This is a genomic window from Kitasatospora nipponensis, assembly GCF_039528135.1.
Classification (GTDB): Bacteria; Actinomycetota; Actinomycetes; order Streptomycetales; family Streptomycetaceae; genus Kitasatospora; species Kitasatospora nipponensis.
The window spans coordinates 13598-35943 of sequence record NZ_BAAALF010000079.1 but is presented as its reverse complement, the minus strand read 5'-3'; the positions used below and the strand labels follow the sequence as shown (position 1 = coordinate 35943).

General features: G+C 75.2%; 12 protein-coding genes and 1 pseudogene. 10 read left to right on the top strand and 3 right to left on the bottom strand.

Going from position 1 to position 22346, the window contains the following annotated elements:
• Positions 1 to 328 precede the first annotated feature (328 nt).
• The 9 genes and pseudogenes from ABD323_RS21620 to ABD323_RS21580 form a co-directional block, all read left to right on the top strand.
• A pseudogene (locus ABD323_RS21620) lies at positions 329 to 3790 on the top strand (non-ribosomal peptide synthetase); the annotation flags it as partial.
• A gap of 233 nt (positions 3791 to 4023) precedes the next feature.
• Positions 4024 to 5367, top strand: coding sequence for a condensation domain-containing protein (locus ABD323_RS21615; RefSeq protein ID WP_344443485.1), 1344 nt, complete (start codon positions 4024 to 4026; stop codon positions 5365 to 5367).
• A gap of 56 nt (positions 5368 to 5423) precedes the next feature.
• Positions 5424 to 6281: a thioesterase II family protein gene (locus ABD323_RS21610; protein WP_344443484.1), complete on the top strand. Its 858-nt coding sequence runs from the start codon at positions 5424 to 5426 to the stop codon at positions 6279 to 6281.
• Complete coding sequence (locus ABD323_RS21605; RefSeq protein ID WP_344443483.1) at positions 6278 to 8134, top strand: ABC transporter ATP-binding protein; 1857 nt, start codon at positions 6278 to 6280, stop codon at positions 8132 to 8134. The genes ABD323_RS21610 and ABD323_RS21605 overlap by 4 nt, the downstream gene beginning before the upstream one ends.
• Entirely contained in the window at positions 8131 to 9885 is a 1755-nt protein-coding gene (locus ABD323_RS21600) for an ATP-binding cassette domain-containing protein (protein WP_344443482.1), read from the top strand. The genes ABD323_RS21605 and ABD323_RS21600 overlap by 4 nt, the downstream gene beginning before the upstream one ends.
• A 97-nt stretch (positions 9886 to 9982) precedes the next feature.
• Entirely contained in the window at positions 9983 to 11014 is a 1032-nt protein-coding gene (gene sbnA / locus ABD323_RS21595) for a 2,3-diaminopropionate biosynthesis protein SbnA (protein ID WP_344443481.1), read from the top strand.
• A gap of 3 nt (positions 11015 to 11017) precedes the next feature.
• Positions 11018 to 12835: an asparagine synthase (glutamine-hydrolyzing) gene (gene asnB / locus ABD323_RS21590; protein ID WP_344443480.1), complete on the top strand. Its 1818-nt coding sequence runs from the start codon at positions 11018 to 11020 to the stop codon at positions 12833 to 12835.
• Positions 12836 to 12916: 81 nt separating this feature from the next.
• Entirely contained in the window at positions 12917 to 14539 is a 1623-nt protein-coding gene (locus tag ABD323_RS21585) for an amino acid adenylation domain-containing protein (RefSeq protein ID WP_344443478.1), read from the top strand.
• A 35-nt stretch (positions 14540 to 14574) separates the two neighbouring features.
• Complete coding sequence (locus tag ABD323_RS21580; protein WP_344443477.1) at positions 14575 to 16332, top strand: condensation domain-containing protein; 1758 nt, start codon at positions 14575 to 14577, stop codon at positions 16330 to 16332.
• Between the two features lie 70 nt (positions 16333 to 16402).
• Here the strand turns inward: ABD323_RS21580 and ABD323_RS21575 are convergent, their stop codons facing one another.
• Positions 16403 to 17884, bottom strand: coding sequence for a phytoene desaturase family protein (locus tag ABD323_RS21575; protein ID WP_344443476.1), 1482 nt, complete (start codon positions 17882 to 17884; stop codon positions 16403 to 16405).
• 162 nt (positions 17885 to 18046) lie between these two features.
• Between ABD323_RS21575 and ABD323_RS21570 the strand changes: the two genes are divergently transcribed.
• Complete coding sequence (locus ABD323_RS21570; RefSeq protein WP_344443475.1) at positions 18047 to 18469, top strand: hypothetical protein; 423 nt, start codon at positions 18047 to 18049, stop codon at positions 18467 to 18469.
• 36 nt (positions 18470 to 18505) lie between these two features.
• Here ABD323_RS21570 and ABD323_RS21565 read toward each other — a convergent pair whose 3' ends face one another.
• Positions 18506 to 20035, bottom strand: coding sequence for an MFS transporter (locus tag ABD323_RS21565; protein ID WP_344443474.1), 1530 nt, complete (start codon positions 20033 to 20035; stop codon positions 18506 to 18508).
• Between the two features lie 118 nt (positions 20036 to 20153).
• A complete protein-coding gene (locus ABD323_RS21560; protein ID WP_425556098.1) occupies positions 20154 to 22187 on the bottom strand; it encodes an enoyl-CoA hydratase-related protein in 2034 nt (677 codons plus the stop codon).
• Positions 22188 to 22346: the final 159 nt, after the last annotated feature.

The following is a 22346-nucleotide window of genomic DNA, read 5'->3' as shown; positions in this document are numbered from 1 at the left end:
GGTGCGGGGCGCGCCGGCCGGGCGGGCCGGGCGGCGCGGGTCGACGGGTGCCGGGGCCGGCTACCGGGTGGTCGCGCTCGCCGACCGGGCGGACGCCTTCGCCGACTTCCTCGGCGACCTCTACCGGGCCGGGGCGCGCTGGCGCTGGGAGCGGACCGCCGGCACCGGCCGGCGGATCGAACTGCCCTCCTACCGGTTCCAGCGGATCCGCTGCTGGCTGCCGGACGCCCAGCCGCCGGCCCCGGCGATCCCGGCAGCCCCGGCGGCCCTGGTGCCGACCGACCCGTCCGGCCGCCGGGCGGCCCCCGCCGACGCCCTCGACGGGGTGATGACGGTCTGGCGGGACGTGCTGGGCCTGGAGTCGGTCGACCCCGAGGTCTCCTTCTTCGACCTGGGCGGCGACTCGATCAACGGCCTCCAGGTGATGAACCGCCTGCGTGACCTCTTCGACGTCGAGTTGGACGAGTACGCGATCTTCGACCACGACACGCCGCGCGCCCTCGCCGAGCTGATCGACGAGGCCCGCGCCGAAGCGGCGCCGGTCGACCCGACCCAGCTCCGGACTCAGCGCCCAGCGGCCACACCCGCCCCCGAATCCGAGCCCGAGCCCGCCGTCGACCCGGCACCGTTCGACGCCTCCCCCGCCCAGCTCCCGATCTGGCTGGCCGCGCAGTTCGAGGGCGGCTCGGTCGCCTTCAACCTCACCCGCAGTCTGCGGCTCACCGGCGCGCTGGACGCCGGGGCGCTGGCCCGCGCGGTGGACGCGCTGGCGGCCCGGCACGACGCCCTGCGCGCGGTCTTCTCCTTCACCGACGGCCGGCTGCGCCAGCGGATCCGGCCGGCGGCGGAGTGCGCCGGACTGCTGGAGCACACCGTGCTGACCGAGCCGCTGCCCGCCGGGTCGGAAGTGCCGGAACCGTCGCGGGAGTTCGCCGCCCGCCCGTTCGACCTGGCGGCCGGACCGCTGCTGCGGGTCCAGCTGCTCTCCTCGGGCGAGCAGCACCTGCTGACCCTGTGCACCCACCATCTGGTGGCCGACGGCTGGTCGTTGCAGCTGCTGGTCCGCGATCTCGGGGCCCTGTACGCGCGTGACGCCCGCCCCGACGGCACCCGACCCGGACCCGGCCCGGTGCTTCCGCCGCCCGGCATCGGCTACCGGGACCACCTGGTTCGTCAGGAGCAGCACGCCCCGCAGCGGCGTGCGGCGGCCGCCGCGTACTGGCTCGACCGCTTCGCCCAGGTCCCGACCGCGCTCGACCTGCCGGTGCGCCCGCAGTCCGCCGAGGCGGGCGCGTTCAGCGGGGCCTACCGCGGCTACCGGCTGTCCGCACCGCTCTGGGCCCGGCTGAAGGAGTTCGCGCAGCAGAGCGGGGTCACCCCCTTCGGCGCGCTGCTCGGTGCGTTCGCCGCCGTGCTGGCCCGCTTCAGCGAGCACGGCGAGCTGGTCCTCGGCACCTCGGTGGCCGGGCGCGGACGCGCGGAGGTCGAGCAGACGGTCGGCATGCTGGTGCGGACCGTGCCGCTGCGCCTGACGGTGGACGCGGCGGACGGCTTCGCCGCGCTCGTCGACCAGGTCCGCGGCACGCTCGGCGACGCACTGCGCCACCTCGACCACCCGTACGAGGAGCTCGTCCAGGACCTCCGGCAGCGCCAACTGATCCACGGCGCCAACCTGTTCGACGTCCTGATCGAGTTCGAGCAGTTCGCCGGCCCGGCCGCGCAGCCGACCCAGTCGTCCCAACCCCTAGCCGCCGAGGGCCCGTTCGGGCCTGACCTGCGCGCGACGCCGCTGCCGGTGACGCTGGGCACCAGCGTCTTCCCGCTCAACATCATGCTGGCGGAGGTGGCGGGCACCCTGGAGGGGGTCATCCGCTACGACACCCGGCTGCTGGACGCGCAGTTCGCCGACGGCCTGTGGGAGGCGCTCGATGCCCTGCTCACGGCGGTGCTGGACCGCCCGCAGGCCGCGCTGGGCCGGCTGCCACTGCTCTCCGAGGACGAGCAACTGCGGGTCCGCACGCTGGGGCACCGGGAGTTCGCCTTCGACCCGGCGCTGACCATCCACCGGGCAATCGAGCGGACCGCCGCCCTCGACCCGGGACGCCCCGCGCTCTCCTGCGGCCCGCACCGGCTCGGCTACGGGGAGCTCAACGCACGGGCGAACCGGCTCGCCCGGTACTTCGCGGACGGGCTCGGGGTGCGGCCGGGGGCCGTGGTGGCGCTCGTCATGGACCGCTCGATCCTGATGGTGGAGTCGATCCTCGCGCTCTGGAAGTGCGGCGCGGCCTACCTGCCATTGGACCCCAAGTACCCGGCCGCGTTCGTCCGTTCGGTGCTCGACTCGTCGGGGGTGGAGCTGGCGCTGGTGGACCCGGCCCGGCTGCCGGCCGGGGCACCCGACCTGAGTGCGGACGGCTGCCGGACCGTCGAGCTGACCCCGGAGTCGGCCGCCGACCGGGACGACCACGACCTCACCGACGACGACCGTGCCATCGCCCCCGCCCCCGCCCCCAGCGACCAGGCCCCCGCCGCAGGCGACCACGACTCCGCGCTCGCGTACGTGATCTACACCTCCGGCTCCACCGGCGCCCCCAAGGGCGCGATGGTCGAGCACCTCGGGATGCTCAACCACCTGCACGCCAAGATCCAGGACCTGGCGATCGACGAGCGGAGCGTGGTGGTGCAGAACGCCTCCAACAGCTTCGACATCTCGGTCTGGCAGATGTTCGCCGCACTCTTCGCCGGCGGCCGAACGGTGATCATCGAGGAGTCCGAGCAGCTGCAACCACTGCTTTTCGCCGAGCAGTTGGCGGCCGAGAAGGTCACCGTCCTGGAGGTGGTGCCGTCCTACCTGGACACCCTGCTGGACTCCTGGGAGCGCTCGGAGGGCTCGATCGCCCTGGAGAGCCTGCAGTTCCTGCTGGTGACCGGCGAGGCGGTGCTCCCGCAGCTGGTCAACCGCTGGCTGCGGGCCTTCCCGGCCACGCCGGTGGTCAACGCCTACGGGCCCACCGAGGCCTCCGACGACATCACCCACCACCTGATCACCAAGCCGGTCACCACCGACTCGGTCCCGCTGGGCCGCCCGATCCACAACACGCTGATCTACGTGTTGGACGAGCACCTGCGCATCTGCCCGCCGGGGGTGCGCGGCGAGATCCACGTCTCCGGCATCGGCGTGGGGCGCGGCTACCTGCACGCACCCGAGCAGAGCGCCCGGGCCTTCGGCGCGGACCCGTTCGCGCCGGAGCGGCGGATGTACCGCACGGGTGACGGCGGGCGCTGGACCGCCGACGGCGTGCTCGAGTACCTCGGCCGCACCGACAGCCAGGTCAAGGTCCGGGGCTACCGGATCGACCTGGGCGAGGTGGAGCACCGGGTGAGCCGGTGCCCGGGCGTGCGCACCGCCGTGGTCACCGTCGGCGGCCCGCGGCGCGACCGGCTCTGCGCGTACGTGCTGCTGGAGGGCGGCAGTTCGCTCGACGAGTGCCGGGCCGTGCTCACCCGGGAGCTGCCGCAGCACATGGTGCCCACCGACTTCGTCGAGATCGACCGGGTGCCACTGACACCCAACGGCAAGATCGACCGCAGGGCCCTGCAACGCTCGGCCGTCCCCGCGCCGTCGGCCCTCGCGGTACCCCCGAGCACCGCCACCGAGCTGGCCCTGGCGGAGATCTGGCAGGAGGTGCTGGGCCTGGACCGGGTCGGGGTGACCGACCGGTTCTTCGACCTGGGCGGCAACTCGCTGCGGGCGGTGCAGATCCTCTCCCGGATCCGCTCCCGCCTCGGTGTCGCCGTGGAGTTGGAGGACCTGTTCGCCCGGCCCACCATCGCCGCGCTGGCCCGGCAGCTGCCGGGCCAGGGGGCGGGGGGGGGCGGGGCGGGGGCCGCCCCGGGCGGGCCCGGCCCCGGCAGCTGCCGGGCCAGGGAACGGCGGCGGACGAGCCGATCCCGGCCCTGGGCGGCCCGGGCCGCTACCCGCTCGCGCCGACCCAGCAGTTGCTGCTGGACATCGAGGACCGCGTGTCGCAGCGCGCGGCCTTCAACCGCAACGACCTGCTCGACCTGCAGGGCCCGCTGGACCCCGCCCTGCTCGGCCAGGCCTTCGCCGCCCTGCTGGCCCGGCACGAGAGCCTGCGGACCACCTTCGAGGCGGACGGCGGCGCGGACGGCCCCGCCACCGGCGACCGCGCCACCACCGACGGCCGGGGCACCGGCCCGGCCACCCAGACGGTGCACGCACCCGGCGCCCTGCCGCTGCCGTTCGCCGTCCACGACCTGCGCGCGGAGGCCGAACCCGCCACCGCCGCCCGGCGATTCGCCGAGCAGCGGATCCGTGAGCCGTTCCGCACCGGCACCGAACCGCTGGTCCGCGCCGACCTGCTGCGCACCGGGCCGGTCGACTGGTCGCTGCTGGTCTCGATGCACCAACTGGTCTCCGACGGCCGCACGGTCGAGGTCCTGCTGCGTGACTGGCGGGCGCTGTACGAGCAGTTGGGCGGCACCCTGGCAGGCGCCGGCACCACGCCGGTTCCCCTCGCCGATCCGGTGCAGTACAAGGACGCGGCCGGCTGGCGGGCCGAGCGGCTCACCGGGGACCGGCTGCGCGAGCACCAGGACTTCTGGCAGGGCGAGTTGGCGGGCGCCTCGGTGATCGTCCCACTGCCCACCGACCACCCGCGGCCGCCGGTGGCGTCGCTGGCGGGCGAACGCGTGCTGCTCTCCGTCCCGGATCAGCTGACCGAGCAGGTCGCCGTGCTGGCCGGCCGGCTCGGGGTGACCGAGTTCGTCGTCGCGCGCTGCGCCGTGAGCCTGCTGTTGCTGGCCGAGACCGGACTGACCGACATCACGCTCGGCTCCTACACCCGCGGGCGCGGACGGCAGGCGCTGGAGGACGGGGTCGGCTTCTTCGCCCACACCGTCCCGCTGCGCCTGCGGGTGCTGCCCGACGACGACGTGCGCTCGCTGCTGACCCGGGCGCAGCACGACGGCCTGCGGGCGCTGCGGCACGAGGAGTACCCGTACGGCTGGACCATGCGCGACCTGGGCTGGCGGCGCGGGCCCGAGCGGGCACCGCTCTTCGACGTGCTGGTCGCGCTCAACGAGGCAGCACCCACCGCGGAGCCGGCGCGGCTGCTGCCGGCCTTCGAACCGCGGCAACTGCCGGTCCGGGCCAAGGAGGCGGACCTGCAGTTCGCCTTCTGGCGCTCGCCCGGACGGCTGCGGCTCTCGCTCACCTACGCCACCGAGCTCTTCTCGGCCGAGCGGGCCGAGCGGCTGCTCGCGCGGCTGCTCGATGTCCTGCGGGCCCTGGTGGCGGACCGGCCGATCGTCGAGCTCCTCAAGCAGCCGGGAGCCGGCTCGTGAGCCCTGGACGGCTGCCCGCCACCGGCCCGACGGACGACGAAAGGCGACCCCACCCGATGAGCACGGCCACGCGCTCCACCCTGATCCGCCGCTTCCGGCCCGCCGACGGGGCACCCGTCCGGCTGGCCTGCTTCCCGCACGCGGGCGGCTCGGCGAGCTACTGGTTCGCCCTGGCACAGGCGCTCGCCCCGCAGGTCGAGGTGCTGGCGGTCCAGTACCCCGGCCGCCAGGACCTGCGCGGTGAGCCGTTGATCACCGACGCCCGGGAGGCCGCCGACCGGGTCACCGCCGAGCTGGAGCCCTGGTGCGACCGGCCACTGGCGCTGCTCGGCCACAGCTACGGCGCCACCGTCGCCTTCGAGGTGGCCCTGCGGATGCAGGCCGCCGGGACCACCCCACCGGCCCTCTTCGTCTCCGGGCGCCGGGCGCCCTCGCAGCCCCGCCCGCCGGAGCAGCTGCACCTGGCCGGGGACGTCGAGCTCATCGACGACCTCAAGCGCTTGAGCGGGACACAGGCCGCCGTACTGGCGGACCCGCAGCTGCTGCGGCTGGTCCTGCCGGTGATCCGGGCCGACTACCGGGCGGCCGAGGAGTACCGCTACCGCCCGGGCCCGCCGCTGCGCTGTCCGGTCACCGTGCTCAACGGCACCGAGGACCCTCAGGTGTCCGCCGAGGCCGCGGCGGCCTGGGCCCGGCACACCGTGGCGGCCTGCCGGCTGCACTGGTTCCCCGGCGGGCACTTCTACCTCGACGAGCAGGCCGAGCAGGTGGTCGAGGTGGTGCGCCACCAGCTCGCGGCAGCAGCCCCCGACCCCACCCCGGCGACGGCCCCGACGGCCCCGGCAGACCCGACCGGCCCGGCGGCCGCGACGGGGACGGGGACGGCAGTCGCGACGGGGACGGCGGCCCGATGAACCAGGAGCGAACGGCCGGCCTGCGCCTGCTCTACCACGCGTTCCGCCCGGTGCGCGCGGTGGCGCTGGTCGCGCTCGGCGTGCTGACGGTCAGCGTGCTCGCCACCCTCGCCGCGCCGCTGCTGGTCCAGCGCTTCGTCGACGTGGCGGTCGGCGGCGGCCACCAGCGGGTGCTGGTCACCCTGGCGCTCGGCTACCTGGCGGTGGCGCTGGTCGGCGGCACGGCCCGGGTGGCCGGCTTCGACCTCGCCGTGCGGGCGAGTTGGCGGATCGCCGGCCGGCTGCGCGGGCGCCTGCTGCGGCACGCGCTGATCGACCGGCCGGTGCTGGAGGTGGAGAGCCGCCCGGTCGGCGACGTGCTGGAGCGGGTGGAGGGCAACGCGAACATCGTCGGCAAGGCGCTGGCCGAGGCGGGCTTCCGCACCGTCGGCAACGCCGGCGTCGGCATCGGCGCCCTGATCGCCGCCGTCCTGACGGTCCCGGCCGCCGGCGCCGGCATCGCGCTGCTCGCGCTGGCCGTCTACCTGGCGCTGGCCCGGCTGGCCCGCGTCTCGGTGCGCCGCTGGCGGGCCGCCCGCGAGCAGCAGGCGGAGCTCTTCGGGTTCGTCGGCGACGCGCTGGCCGCCCGCGAGGACCTGCTCTCGCTGGGTGCCACGGACTGGGCCGCCGGCCGGACCGAGGCCGATCTGGCCGCGCTGTACCGCACGGAGAGCCGCGCCTACCTGGCCGGCCGGGCGTTCTGGCCGCTCACCCAGGTCTTCTTCGCAGTGGCGTTCGGGCTCGGCTTCGGCTTCGGGCTGCGGGGCCTGCAGCACGGCACGATCGACGTCGGCACGCTCACCCTGATCTACCTGTACGTCAACGTGCTGCAGGGACCGCTGGAGGACCTCTCCTCCCAGGCCGGCCAGATGCAGCAGATGATGGCGGTGCTGGCGATCGCCGCCCGCTCGCTGGAGCCCGAAGCCCCGGCACACGCACGGACCCGCCCACCGGCCGATCCGCCGCCCGTCCCACCGGCCGCCCCGCCGCCCGTCCTACCGTCCGGTCCGCTGGAGGTCGTCTTCGAGCAGGTCGGCTTCGGCTACGGCGAGGTGCCCGTGCTGCGCGGGGTCTCCTTCACCGTGCCCGCCGGGCGCAGCCTGGGCATCGTGGGGCCCACCGGCGCGGGCAAGAGCACCGTGGTCAACCTGCTCTGCGGGCTGGCCGCGCCGGACCGGGGGCGGGTGCTGATCGGCGGGGTCGACGCGAGCCTGCTGCCACCCGCCGAGTTCGCCCGCCGGCTGACCGTGCTGAGCCAGCGCGCGCACGTCTTCGCCGCCTCGGTGCGGGAGAACGTCACGCTCTTCGACGACGGCATCCCCGAGGCACGGGTCTGGGAGGTGCTGGAGCGGCTGGACGCGGCGGGCTGGGTGCGCGCCCTCCCGCAGGGCGTGCACACCCGGGTCGGCGCCGGGGCCCGCACGCTCTCCGCGGGCGAGGCGCAGGTGCTGGCCGGGGCCCGCGCCCTGGTGCGCCCGTACAGCCTGCTGATCGTGGACGAGGGCGCCTCCCGGATGGACCCGCGCACCGAGCGCAGCTGGGCGGGGCTGCTGGAGACCGTGCGCCGCGACCGGACGGTGGTCATGGTCGAGCACCGCCTGGCGACGCTGGGCGGCTTCGACGAGGTACTCACCCTGGACGGCGGCCGCGTGGTGGCCGCGCCGGTCCCGGCCCTCCGGGCAGCCACGACGGCCCCGGCGGCCACAACGCCCGGCTCCGCCCTCGACCCCGACCCCGAATCCGCCTCCGGCTCCGACTCCGGCAGGGCGGTCCCGACCGCGGCGGCCGGCGCGGGAAAGGGGCCGGCCCGATGACCCCGGCATCCGAACAGGCCTTCGGCGCCGCGCCGTTCGCCCGCTTCCTGCACCAGGCCGGCCGCCGGCTGAGGCTGCGCTACCTGGCGGCGATGACCTGCTGGAGCCTCATCTACGGGGCCCCGCTGCTGATCGGCGCGGTCGTCTCGCGCCTGCTCGACCAGGCGCAGCGCCCCACCCTGGGCACCGCGGCCTGGTGGCTGCTGGCGGCGGCGGTCGCGCTGATGCTGCTGCGGGCGGTGGTGCTCTGGGTCGGGCTGCAACTGACCTTCACGCTGGTCTTCCGAACCAGTGCCTGGATCAAGGTGCGGATCCTGGGCGGCCTGCTGGGCCGGCCGGGCCCGCACGGCCCGGGCTGGAGCCGCGGCGAGCTGCTCAACCGGCTGCGCGACGACAGTGACGAGATCGGCGGACTGCTGGAGTGGACCACCGATCTGATCTACCGGGCGGTGCTGCTGGTGGTGGCGGTCGCCGTCCTGGCCGCCACCGACCTGGTGATGACGATCCCGCTGGTGCTGCTGCTCGGCGGGCTCTGGGTGTCCAGCGGCCTCAAGAGCCGGGTGGCCGACCTCCAGGCGCAGACCCGGGTGCACCAGGGCCGGATCGGCGGGGCGATCGCCGACACCCTGGCCGGTATCCGCGACCTGCGGCTGGCCGACGCGGTGGAGGACCGACTGGCGTTGCTGGAACGGCAGTTCACCGAGCGGCGGCGGATCCAGCTGCGCCACCAGGTCTACCTCGACCTGCTGTCCGACCTCTTCCGCAACCTGGTGCTGGTCGGCACGGCGGTGGTCCTGCTGACCGAGAGCATGCGGATCGCGCGGGGCGAGTTCAGCGTCGGCAAGCTGGTGCTCTTCCTGACCTACACCGGCTGGCTGGGTCAGCAGATGTACTTCTTCGGCAAGATCCTCGCGCGCTACCAGAGCGGGCGGGTCTCCTACCGGCGGCTGGCCGAGCTGGTGCCCCCGCAGCCGACCGCCACGCCGTCACCCCACCCCACCGCCACGCCCGCACAACCCACTACCGCCGTCGCCACCACCACCGCCGTCGCCACCGAGCCGTTGCACGAGCTGACGGTCCGCGGCCTGACCTGCGCGAGCGCACCCGGCAGCAGCACGCCGGACGGCGACCCGCCCGGCGGCGAGGGCACCGGCGGCCCGCAGCCCATCGACTTCTCGGTGCGCCCCGGCCGACTGGTCGCGATCACCGGGGAGCTCGGCTCGGGCAAGAGCACCCTGGTGCGGGCCCTGCTCGCGCTGCAGCCCGGCGTGCGCGGCACTGTGCGGTGGAACGGCGTCGAGGTCGCCGGGAACCGGGAGTGGCTGCGCGCGCCGCGGGTGGGCCACGCCCGCCAGTCGCCCACCTTCCTGCGCGGCACCCTGCGCGAGAACCTGCTGCTCGGCGCCGAGGACGTCCCCCCGGAGCGCTTGGCGGAGGCCATGGCCGCGGTGAACCTGCGCCCCGGCTCCGCGGAGCTCCCGTTCGGCCTGGACACCCGGCTCGACTCCGGGGCCGCTGACCGGCTCTCCGGCGGGCAGCGCCAGCGGCTCGCGCTGGCCCGGATGCTCTGCCGGCCGGCGCAGCTCTACGTCGTCGACGACTGCGACGCCTCGCTCGACGGGCCCACCGCGCGGGAGATCTGGCAGCGGCTGCCCCGGCAGTGGCCCGGGGCCTGGGTGGTGGTGTCGCACAACGCGGACCTGCTCGCCGCCGCCGACCAGGTGGTGACCGTGACCCGGGCCCCCTCATGACCCGCCCGCGCACCGCAGGCCCCGACTCCCACCCCCACCCCGACCCCGACCCCCGCCACCGCCACCGCCACCGTCCTGACCGAAGGAGACGAGTCGAGTGATCTACCGCAGGGTCCAGGACATCGTCCTGGACGACGTGTTCCTCGATCTGCCGGGGTTCCTTCCGCAGGGGCAGCTGCTGCTGAAACTGGAGGGGCTCAACCCGGCCGGATCGATCAAGCTCAAGACCGCCGTCGGCCTGGTCCGGGAGCTGGAGACGAGTGGGCGCCTGGGCCCGGGCCGGCGGCTGATCGAGTCCACCTCCGGCAACCTGGGCATCGCCCTCGCGGTCGTCTGCGCGCAGCAGGGCTACCCGCTCACCCTGGTGACCGATCCGAACGTGAGCCGGCAGGCCCGCCTCGCGATGCTGGCGCTGGGCGCGGACGTGGTGACGGTGACCCGGCGGGACGCCAACGGCGGCTTCCTGCAGACCCGGATCGACTACATCCGACAGCGGACCGCCCGCGATCCGGACCTGGTCTGGGTGAACCAGTACGCGAACCCGGCCAACGCCGCCGCCCACCGCGAGCGGACCGCCGAGCAGCTGTACAAGGTGGTCGGCTCGCCCGACGCGCTGGTCGTCGGGGTCGGCACCTCGGGGACCCTGATGGGCTGCCTGGAGTTCTTCACCGAACACAGCCCGCACACCCGGATCATCGCCGCGGACTCGGAGGGCTCGGTGACGTTCGGCGGTCCCGCGGCCGCCCGGCGCATCCCCGGGCTCGGCACCAGCCGGCGCCCGGAGATCTTCCGGGACACCGGCTCCTTCGAGAAGGTGGTGGTCGCCGAGGCCGACACGGTCCGGATGTGCCGGCGGATCGCCCGGGAGTACGGCCTGCTGGTGGGCGGCTCCACCGGCACCGCGCTGGCCGCCGCCGAACGGACCGCGGACCCCTCCGCGGGCGCCGGACGGACGGTGGTCATCTCCCCCGACCTCGGTGACAAGTACCTGGACACCGTGTACGCGGACTCCTGGGTGGCCCAGGCCTTCACCCCCGCCCTGCTGGCCCCGGCCGCCGTCCCGACCCCCCACCCCGTCCCCGCCCCGGCCACCATCTTGGCCGGCACCCCTACCCCGAACAGGAGTTGACGCATGCCCGGGATCACCGGATGGGTCGACCACCGCCGTGACCTGACCCGCGAGGGCCACGCCGCCGCCACCATGGCGGCGCAGCTGGTGGCGCGCGGCCGCCACCGCGAGGGACGGTGGGTCTCGCGCGGCGCCGTGCTCGGCGTCCGCTCGCACGACACCGACCCGGGCGACGGCCGGCCGGCCCTGGCCCAACTGGGCGGGCGGCCGCTGGCCGTCGTCTTCGACGGCTACCTGCAGAACGCCGACGCCCTGCGGGCCGAACTGACCGACGGCGCGGCCGTGCCGCGCACCGACGCCGAGCTGGTGCTCGCCGCGTACCTCGCCTGGGGCATCGGCGCGGCCGAACGGCTGGACGGCTTCTTCGCGTTCGCCCTCTGGGACGGTCGCAGCGAGGAACTGCTGCTCTGCCGCGACCGGTTCGGCGTCAAGCCGCTGAGCTACCTGGGCACGCCGGACGGCCTGCTCTTCGCCTCCGAGCCGGCCGCCATCGCCGCACACCCGCTGGTGCGGCCCGAGTTGGACGCCGACGGGCTCTGCGCGGTGCTCGCCCAGGTCCGCGCTCCCGGCCACGGCGTGCTGCGGGGCGTGCGCGAGGTGCGCCCGGCCCACCTGCTCCGGTTCCGCGCCACCGGCGTCAGCGAGCACCGCTACTGGGAGCTGACCGCCGCCCCGCACACCCAGGACCTCACGGAAACCATCGCCACCGCACGGGAGTTGCTGCTGGAGGCGATCGCCCGGGACACCGTGCCCGACGCCGCGGGCGGGCCCGCCACCGTGCTGCTCTCCGGCGGTCTCGACTCCAGCGCGCTCACCGCCCTGGTCGGCGAGCGGACCGGCCGGGCACCACGCACCTTCACGGTCTCCTTCGGCGACAGCAGCGCGCCGGTGCCGGACCGGCCCTTCGCGCAGGCCGTGGTCGACCTGCTCGGCTGCGAACACCGCGAAGTCCTGGTCGAGGCAGAGGAGTTGACCGACCCGCTGACCACCGCCGCGGTGCTCGCCGGCAAGGACCACCCGTCCCCGTTCGGCGACAAGAACATCACCCCCTACCTCTTCTACCGCCAGGTCGCCGAGCACACGCCCGTCGCCCTCAGCGGCGAGGCGGCGGACGCCGTCTTCGGCGGCCTGATCACCGAGCAGGAGCGCGAGGCCACCGGTCACGAGACCTTCCCGTGGATCGAGCGGGCCCAGGCCTTCGGCATGCCGCACGGCATCGGCAACGGCCTCTTCGAGCCCGGACTGCTGGCGAAGGTGGGCTTCTCCGCCTTCTGCGCCGAGCGCTTCCAGGAGGCCCGGGCCGAGGTGCCGCACCTGCCCGGGGCACGAAGCGACGACCGCCGGGCGCGTGAGATCGACTACCTGCACATGACCCGGCTCTACGAGCAGGCCGTCAACCACTCGGAGCGGCTGGGCACCGCGGCCGGTCTGCAGATCCGCTTCCCGTTCTCCGACCACCGGCTCTTCGGCTACCTCTACAACGTGCCGTGGCGGATGAAGTCCTTCGACGGCCGGGACAAGAGCCTGCTGCGGCAGATCTCCCGCGACCTGCTGCCGGCCTCGGTGCTGGACCGTCCCAAGGTGCCCTTCCCGATCACCTACCACCGCGGCTACAAGCAGGCCCTCGCCGACCGCCTGCGCGACCTGCTCGACGACCCGGGCGCGCCGGTGCTGCCGCTGCTGGACCGCGCCGCCGCCCGGCGGATGGCGCAGGATCCGCGGCTGTTCGACCGCGGCGGCTGGCTCGGCCGGGCCGACGCCGAGATGGTCCTGCAACTCGACGCCTGGCTGCGCCGCCTGCGGGTCGGGCTCGCCTGGTGACCCCGAGCCCGACCCCAGCCCCCGGCCCGCCCCCCGACTCCGCCCGCCGCGCCGTCCGACCGCGAAAGTGAAGGCCCCCGGATGACCGCCTCCCCCCTGATCACCGACCTCTTCGACGCCCAGGTCGCCCGCGTCCCGCACCGCACCGCCCTGCGCGACCGGCACGGCTCGCTGAGCTACGCGGAGACCGCGCACCGCGCCGAGTCGCTCGCCGCCCGGCTGCGCGCCGCCTGCCCGCGCCCGGGCGCCCGGATCGGCCTGCACCTGGCCCGCACCAGCGAGGTCGTCGTCGCGATGATCGCCGTGCTGCGGGCCGGCCACACCTACGTCCCGCTGGATCCCGGCTACCCGCCCGAGCGGCTGCGGTTCATGGCGAGCGACGCCGAACTGTCGCTGCTGCTCTCGGACCAGCCGGTGCCCGAACTGCTCGCCGAGCTGCCCCTGCTGCGCACCGACCTGCCCGACACCACTCCTCCGCCCGCCACGTCCGCGCGGTCCGCCGGACGCGTCGACCCCGGCTCGCCCGCCTACGTCATCTACACCTCCGGCTCGACCGGCACCCCCAAGGGCGTCCAGGTCCCGCACCGCAACGTGGTCGCGCTGGTCCGCGCCTGCGCCCGCCGCTACCAACTGCTCGACGGCGACGTCTGGACGATGTTCCACTCCCCCTGCTTCGACTTCTCGGTCTGGGAGATCTGGGGCGCACTGCTGCACGGCGCCACCCTGGTCGTGGTCGACCGCGAGGTGGCCGCCTCACCCCGGCAGACGCTCGACCTGCTGGTGCGCGAGCAGGTCACGGTCCTCAACGTGGTGCCCTCGGTCTTCCGGCACCTGGTCCGGGCGGCCGCGCGGCTCGAACAACCGCCGGCGCTGCGCTACGTGATCTTCGGCGGCGAGTCCATCGACGTGCGCGACGTACGGGCCTGGCGCGCCCACTTCGGCGGCGGCACGCGCTTCGTCAACACCTACGGGATCACCGAGGCGACCGTCTTCGTCACCTACCGCCTGCTGACCGACCGGGAGTTGGACCGCGCGCCGGATCCGGTGCGGGACCCGGCGTTCGCCCTGGACATCGGCGAGCCGCTGGACGGCTGGCAGGTCGAGGTGCTGGACGAGGACGGCAAGCCGGTGCAGCCCGGCGAGGTCGGCGAGATCCACGTGGCCGGCGCCGGGGTGGCCCTCGGCTACCTCAACCGGCCCGAACTCACCGCCGAGCGCTTCGTCCGGACCACCCCGGCCGGCGCCGACTCCAGCGCCGACACCGGCACCGGCACCGGCACCGGCACCGGCACCGGCGCCCGGATCCGCTACCGCAGCGGCGACCTGGCCCGGCTCACCACCGACGGCGTGTACTGCTACGCCGGCCGGGCCGACGACCAGGTGAAGATCAACGGCTTCCGGATCGAACTCGGCGAGGTGGAGAGCGTGTTGCTCGGCGCGCCGGGGGTCGGTGAGCTCGTCGTGGTCCGCACGGTGAGCCGGGTCGGCGAGCCGATGATGACCGTCTTCTTCACCGCCGCCGCGCCGCAGACGACCCACCCCGATCCGGCCGACGCGCTGGCCGCGTTCGCCCGCGCGCGGCTGCCCGTCCACATGGTCCCCGGCCGCTTCGTGCGGCTGCCGGAACTGCCCGTCAACCCGTCGGGCAAGACCGACCGCAAGGCGCTGGCGGCCCTGCCCGCCGCACCCGCCCCGTCCCGCTGACGAACGCCCCCGCAGGCCGACCGAGGAGTACCGCCATGACCACCACCCCGACCGACCCCACCACCACCGCCGGCGACCCGACCGCCCCGAGCACAGCCCCCTCCCCCGCCCTCTCCCCCTGCGAACTGCCGCTCTCCGTGGGCCAGGAGGCGATGTGGATCTCCTGGCAGGTGGACCCCGAGCAGTGGACCCACATCATCCCCGCCCCCTTCCAGGTCACCGGCACGCTCGACCCCGCCCGCCTGCGGCAGGCCGTGGCGGCGCTCGGCGAGGCCTACCCGCAGCTGCGGGCCCGGGTGGTGCGGGTGGCCGGCGAGCACCGGCTGAGCTGGCAGGACGCCCCCGCCATCCCGGTCACCGAGCACACCGTGACCGGCGACCCGACCCCGGCGATCCGCCGGGTCTGGCAGCGCCCGTTCGACCTGCGCAACGGTCCGCTGGCCCGGATCGACCTCTTCCACGGCGACGAGCGCACCGTCCTGCTGCTGACCATCCACCACCTGGTCTTCGACGGCGCGTCCGTGCTGGTCCTGCTGGACGGACTGCGCCGCGCCTACGCCGGACAGCCGCTCTCCGTGCCCGAGCACCGCGCCCCGCTGATCGCCTTCGCCCGGCGCTCGAGGGAGTTGACCGACACCCCGGCCGGGGACGCGCTGCGCGCGCACTGGCGGGCCGCCCTGGGCAGCGACGTACCGGACTTCGACCTGCCCGCCAGCCTCGACGACCCCGGCTTCGCCGTGCTCAGCACCGCCGTCCCGGCCGAGTTGGTTCCCCGACTGCGCGCCCGCGCCGAGGAGTTGGGCACCTCCTACTTCACCGTCCTGTTCGCCGCCTACTTCGCCCTGCTGCGCCGCTTCACCGGCCGTGACGAGCTCCTCGTCTCGATCCCCTACCACGGCCGGGCCGGCGAGCAACTGCAGGAGCTGGTGGGCTACTTCGTCAACGTCCTGCCGATCCGGCACCGGCTGGAGGGGACCACCGGCTTCGCCGAGCTGGTGCAGCGGCTGCGCGGCGAGGTGCGGGCCGCGCTGACCCACGGCGACCTGCCGCTGCCCGCCATCCTGCGCGAGGTCGGCCTGACCGGCTGGGACGCCCACGCGCGCACCCACCAGAGCGTCTTCCAGTACTGGCACGCCGGCCTGCGCGCCGACGTCGACGTCCAGCGGCTGCGGCTGCAGCTGCAGCTGCAGCTGCAGGCCGACGACGCCGACGACGACAGCTGCCTGCTCAGCCTGCTCGACATCGAGAGCAGCGCCGACTACGGGCTCGCGGTGATGGTGCGCGAGGACAGCGGCGGCACCCACGTGCTCTGGAAGAACCCCTCGGGCTCGGTGGGCCCCACCCTGCTCGCCGCGCTCTCGACCGGCTACACCGAGCTGCTGACCGCCATCGCCCGCGACCCGCGGCAGAGCCTGGCCGAGCTCACCGACCCGCTCGTGGTCCCCACCCCGCGCGACCGGCCCGCGCCGCCCGCCGGCGACACTCCCGCACCCGCGACCGCTCCCGCCACCACCGGCCCCACCCCCGACACGACCTCCGGCCCGGCCCCCACCTCGCTGCCCGCCACCCTGGCGCTCTGGGAGGAGGTGCTCGGCATCGACGACATCGACCCCGACGACTCCTTCTTCGAACTCGGCGGCCACTCGCTGCTCGCCAGCTCCCTGGTGCTCGCCGTCTCGGACTACTTCGGCGTCGAGATCTCGGTGCGCGCGCTCTTCGAGACGCCCCGGCTGGCCGAGTTCGCCGCCCACATCGACGCGCAGCTGGCCGCCGAGGGCGCACCGGTCGGCTGACGCCACCGGGACGGACCGATGGCCCGGTCGGACGGGAGCACACCCTCCCGCCCGGCCGGCCCGTCACGCCTCAGCCGCCCCCACCGACCCCGCCGATCCCCGCCCCCGGCGCCAGCGAGGGCGCCGTGCGGATCCCGAACTCCCGCCGCAGCGCCGAGCGGGCGGCCAGGTACCCGGCCATCCCGTGCACGCCGGGCCCCGGCGGCGTGGCCGTCGAGCAGAGGTAGACCCCGCGCAGCGCGGTGCGGTGCGGGTCCCAGCGCGGGGTGGGCCGCAGCACGGACTGGCGCAGCGTCATCGCCCCGGCGGCGATGTCGCCGCCGACGTAGTTCGGGTTGTACCGCTCGAGGTCGGGCGCGCTCAGCGCGCGCCGCTCCACCACCGTCTCGGCGAAGCCCGGCGCGAACTGCTCGATCCGCGCGGTCACCAGCGCCACCGGGTCGACGGGGTCGCCGTTGGGCACGTGCGCGTACGCCCAGACCGGGCGGTACCCGCCGGCGGCCCGGCCGGGGTCGGCGGCGACCGGGTCGACGACCAGCACGAACGGCTCCCTCCCGGGCAGTCCGCGCGCCACCAGCGTCTCCTGCCGGAACACCTCGCGCTGGGTGCCGCCCAGGTGCACGGTCGCGGCCCGGCCCACCCGCGGGTCGGCCCACGGGATGGGCTCCGAGACCAGGAAGTCGACCTTGGCGGCTCCGGGACCGTAGCGGAAGGCCCGCAGGGCGGCGCGGTAGCGGTCGGGCAGCAGCGGGCCGCCGATCGCCAGGAACTCCTTGGGCCCCACGTCCAGCAGGATCGCCCGCGCCCCGCGCACCTCGCGCAGGTCACCGATCCGCTGCCCGGTGACGATCTTCCCGCCGTGCGCGGCCAGGTCGGCCGCCAGCGCGTCGGCGATGGCGGCGCTGCCCCCGCGCGGCACCGGCCAGCCCGAACCGTGCGCGAGATGACCGAGCATCAGTGCGACCACGGCCGAGGCGGGCGTCGGCATCCGCCCCACCACGTGCGCCGCGACCCCGGCCAGCAGCGCCGCGGCCTGCGGCTCGGCGAACCGGCTGGTGGCCAGCCCGGTGCCGTGCGCCAGCACCGGGCCGGCGAGCAGCAACGGCACCACCGGGTCCCGTGGCAGGCTGCGCTGTCCCGAGAGCAGGTAGTCCACCAACCCCTCGCTGTGCCGCAGCAGCGGCGCCATCAGCGCCCGCCAGCGCGCCCCGTCCGCGCCCAGCTCCGCGCAGGTCCGCTCCAGGCTGCGGTAGGCGATCGCGGCCGGGCCCCGGCGCAGCGGATGCGCGTAGCCGGCCTCCGGTTGCAGCAGCTCCACCCCGCGGGCCGGCAGGTCGAACTCCCGGAAGAACGGCGAGGCGGCGGCCATCGGGTGCACGGCCGAGCAGATGTCGTGCCGCACGTCGGACCGGAACAGCGCCTTGGTCCGCAGCCCCCCGCCGATCTCGTCGGCCCCCTCGTAGACCTGCACGACCAGCCCGGCCCGGGCCATCGTCACCGCGGCCGCCAGTCCGTTCGGCCCGCTACCCACCACAACGACGTCTGCTGTCACAGCAGCTCCCTTCCCCTCCGCGACCCTAGTACGCGCCGTACGAACGACACGCCGCCGGCCCGCCCGCCGGGCGACGGGTCCGCCACCGAGTTCGCCCCGGTCGACCCACACCGAGGCGACGGGGGCTTCCGGCAGCCCGCGATGCGAGGCAGGATGAGACTCGTGGACGACCAGAACCAGACACAGCTCAGCCGAGCCGACCAGGTCCGCCTCTACCTCGCCACCCTCCAGGCCCGGATGGACCCCGACCAGTTCCGGGTCCTGGGCCGACTCGTCACCGGAGCCATCACCCTGCTCACCTCGCCGAGCGACGAGCTCGGCATCGACATCAGCGACGAGGACGAGGTCTTCCTCACCCGTGAGGTGAAGGACGAGCTGCTCGCGATCCTCGGCATCCTGGCCACCGGCCGGATGGACCAGCAGGTCATCGACCTCGGCGACGGTGCCACCAGCATCATGGACCCGCAGGCCGCCGCCGACCCCGTCAAGGTCCAGGAACTGCGCGAGTGGACCGCCGAACAGCGCCGACTGCGCCGGGAGACCGACACCGTCCTGCGCGGTATCGCCGACGCCTCCCAGGCCTGAGCACCGCCCCGTTCCCCGTTCCCCCCTTCCCCTCCCCTACCCCCTGTGCTCCTCGACGGCCACCCGCCCCGGGCCCGATCCGTCGCCCGCCCCGGGCGGGCGGCCGGGCCCGGAGCGGCGACCGGGACCGCAGCGCACCACGTCGACCAGGGCCGCGACCAGCGCCAGCAGCACGAAGCCGACCGCCAGGCCCAGGCCCCACAGGAAGGCTCCCGCCCAGTCGTCGCCGTGGGCGGCGACGGAGGAGAAGAAGACCGATCCGACCGCCGCGACGCCCACCGCGGACCCGATCCGCTGGGCGGTCTGCAGCACGCCCCCGGCGCTGCCGGCCCGCGCCACCGGTACCTCGCTCAGCGTCAGCGTCTGGTTGGGCGCGATCACCAGCCCGCTGCCGATGCCGGCGACCAGCAGCGGAGCGAGCGTCGTCCAGCCGACCGAGGGCCCCGACCAGAAGTGGACCGCGAGCGCCGCACCGCTCAGTCCCAGCACCACCAGGCCCAGGCCCACCACCACCAGCGGCCGGCCGAACCGGTTCACCACCCGGCCGCCGACCGCCGCCGCGACCCCGGAGCCGATCGCGAACGGCGTGATCGCCAGCCCGGCGGCCAGCGCGCTGTAGTGCAGCCCACTCTGCAGGTAGAGGGTGAAGATGAAGAAGATCGCGGTGAAGCCCGCGAAGTACGACAGCGACAGGACGATCCCGAGCGTGTAGGAGTGGGCCGCGAACAGGCTCATGCTGACCAGCGGCTCCCCGCGCCGCGCGTACCGGCGCTCCCAGCCGACGAAGCCCGCCAGCAGCACGGCGGCGACCGGCAGCAGCAGCCACTTCGCGTCACCGTGCCACTGCTGCTGCTCGACCAGCGGGAGCAGCAGCAGCACGATCCCGGCCCCCAGCAGCAGCACGCCGACCGGATCGAAGTCCCCGCGCCCGCGCGGCGGCGCGCCCGGTTGCCGCGGCGGCGGTCCGGGCAGCAGCCGGCGGGCCAGCGGCAGGGTGAGCAGCCCGATCGGCAGGTTGACGTAGAAGACCCACCGCCAGCCCTGTTCGGCGCCGAAGGCCTCGATCAGCAGGCCGCCGAGCAGCGGTCCGACCGCCGTCGACAACCCGATCGTGGCGCCCAGCAGGCCGAACGCCCGGCCCCGCTCGGCGCCGCGGAACAGCTGTTGGATGAAGCCCGACACCTGCGGCACCAGCATGCCGCCCGCCACTCCCTGCAACAGCCGGGCCACCACCAGCCAGGCCTCGCCGCGCGAGGCGCCGGCCAGCGCGCTGGTGACGGTGAACAGGGCCAGTCCGGTGATGAAGACCGCCCGCCGGCTTCGCGCGTCACCGAGGCGGCCGCACGGCACCAGGGCCAGGCCGAAGGTCAGCGCGTAGCCCGACAGCACCCACTGCAGCCCGCTGTCCGACATCCCCAGCCCGGTCCGGATCGCGGGCAGCGCCACGTTGACGATGCTGATGTCCAGCAGGGTCATGAAACCGGCGATCAGACAGACCACCAGGGCCGGCCAGCGGCGGTCGGACGCGGCCGGCCCGGCCGCGGGCTGCTCTTCACGGATCGTCATCTCCCGATCGTGTGACACCCGGCGCCGGCCCGCCATCGCACGCGCCCGCGGCCGTGCCCTCGACCACCCGCCGGACGGTCACCCTGCGTGCGCGCGAAGCCCGCCCGCGCGCGGGCGGTCAGCTGCCCGACGCCGGCCAGGTCGCCGCGTCCAGGGCGTCCAGCACGGCGAGGTCGGCGCGGCGCTGGGCGTGGCCCAGGGCGTCGTGCGGGGCCTCGTAGGCGCTGGCGCGCACGCTCTCCAGCACCTCGGCGAGCGGCCGCGCGAGTTGGGAGTACTCGGGTTCGGGGGTCCATATGCTCATACCGAGCATCTTGGACCGGCCGCCCTCCCGACGGCGGACCCGCAGCGGCCATCCGGGTGAGCGGCCGGCCGGCGGCGACGGGCCGGCGCCGTCAGCCCGGTCCCCGGCGCCCGGCCCGCCCCCAGGCCGCGGGCGCCCGCCCGCCAGGTGCGGCCGGGTGCGGCGGACCGGCTGCTTGCGCACGAAGGCCGCGCGCAGCGCGTGGTACGGCTCGGTCGCATCGAAGAAGGTGCGGCGCATCCGGGCCAACTCCTCGGCCCGGTAGGCGGCCAGCGGCTTGAGGGCCTCGTCGCGTTCGCGGGCGGCCTTCTTGGCCGCGATCCGCTCCTGCAGCACGGGTGCGGCGGCCAGCAGGGCGGCGAACCGGTCGACCTCGGACCCGAACCCCTCGGGCGGGGCGGTGATCACCCGGTCCACCAGGCCGAGCCGGTGCGCTCCGGCCGCGCTCACCGGCAGCGCCCGCCGGGTGAGGCGGGCCGCGGCGGCCGCGCCCACCCGCCGCGGCAGGGTGTAGGTCCAGTACTCCGACCCGTACAGGCCCATCAGCCGGTAGTGCGGGTTGAGCAGCACGCCGGCGCGGCACCAGACCTCGTCCGCCGCCAGCGCGAGCATCGCGCCGCCCGCCGCGGCGTTGCCGCCCAGCGCGGCCACCACCAGCCGGTCGGTGGTGGTCAGGATCTCGGCCACCAGGTCGTCCATCGCGTTGATGTTCGCCCAGGACTCCCGGGCGGGGTCGGGCGCGGCCTCGATCACGTTGAGGTGGATGCCGTTGGAGAAGAAGTCCCGCCCGCCGCCCAGCACCAGCACCGAGGTCGGGCGGGTGAGCGCGAACCGGTAGGCGTCCAGCAGTCGGCGGCAGTGCTCGGTGCTCATCGCCCCGCCGGGGAAGACGAACCGCAGCAGCCCCACCGAGCCCTGCTCGCGGTAGACCACATCGCTCCAGGTCCGGCGCTCCCGCGGCAGCCACAAGGGGGCCGGCACCTCGGGGAGTTCGGGTAGCTCCCCGAGGTGCCCCTCCCGCTGCCCGGCCAGTGCCAGCGTCGCCGGCAGCTTGACGGCCGCCGGTTCGCCCCGGCCCCGGCGGCGGCGCAGCTGCGGGATCCACACCGCGCCGTCCACCGTCGCCCGGCACACCGCGCCCGCCCGGGTCGCGATCAACTCCCCCGGCCGTCCCCGTAGTTCGTCCTCCGGATGGCCGCCGTGCAGGAACCACTCGGCGCCCGCCAGCCGGTCCAGGACGCCCGGCTGGGAGTCGGCGGCGCGCAGTTTGCGCAGTACGGTCGCCGTCGGGTCCGCCTGCCAGTCAATCCGCCGCAGGCCCTGGTCCAGGTAGGGCCTGGTGTGGTCGGCGGCCCTCCAGCCACCGCCGTGCTGCGGCTGCGGGGTGTACGTCCGCGAGGCGAAGCGCTCCACGGCGAGCAGCACGGCCGCCAGCGCCGCGTCGGCGACCTCGCCGCGGTACAGGTCGCTCTTGCCCACCGGCGGTACCTCGCAGGCGACGTGGGCCCAGACGTCGCCGGCGTCCATCACCTCGTCGGCCTGCAGCACCGTCACGCCCCAGCTGCGCGCGTCCTCGTGGATCGCCCAGTCCAGCGCGGACGGACCGCGGTCGCCCGGCGGTCCCGGGTGGACGATCAGGACGGTGTGCGCCGACCAGAGGTCGCGCGGGACGGCGGCCTTCAGCATCGGCGCCACCACCAACTGCGGCGCGTGCCCGCGCACCGCCTCCCGCAGCTGGTCGTCGCCCACCATCAGGTGGACCGCCACGGTGTGGCCGTGGTCGCGTAGTTCGGCGAAGACGCGTTGGGTCAGGCTGTTGAACGCGCTTGCCACGAGCAGGATCCGCATGGTCGGCCTCCGGGCTCGCCGGGCCCGGTCGAGGGACGGTGGTGGGCCCGGCCGCCAGCGATCCTCCCGGACCCGGCGGGGCGCCGGGGCGGGGCGCGGCCGGGGGCCCGGGGCCGGGGTACGGCGGGCCCGACGAGGTGGTGGTGGGCGGGAACGGTG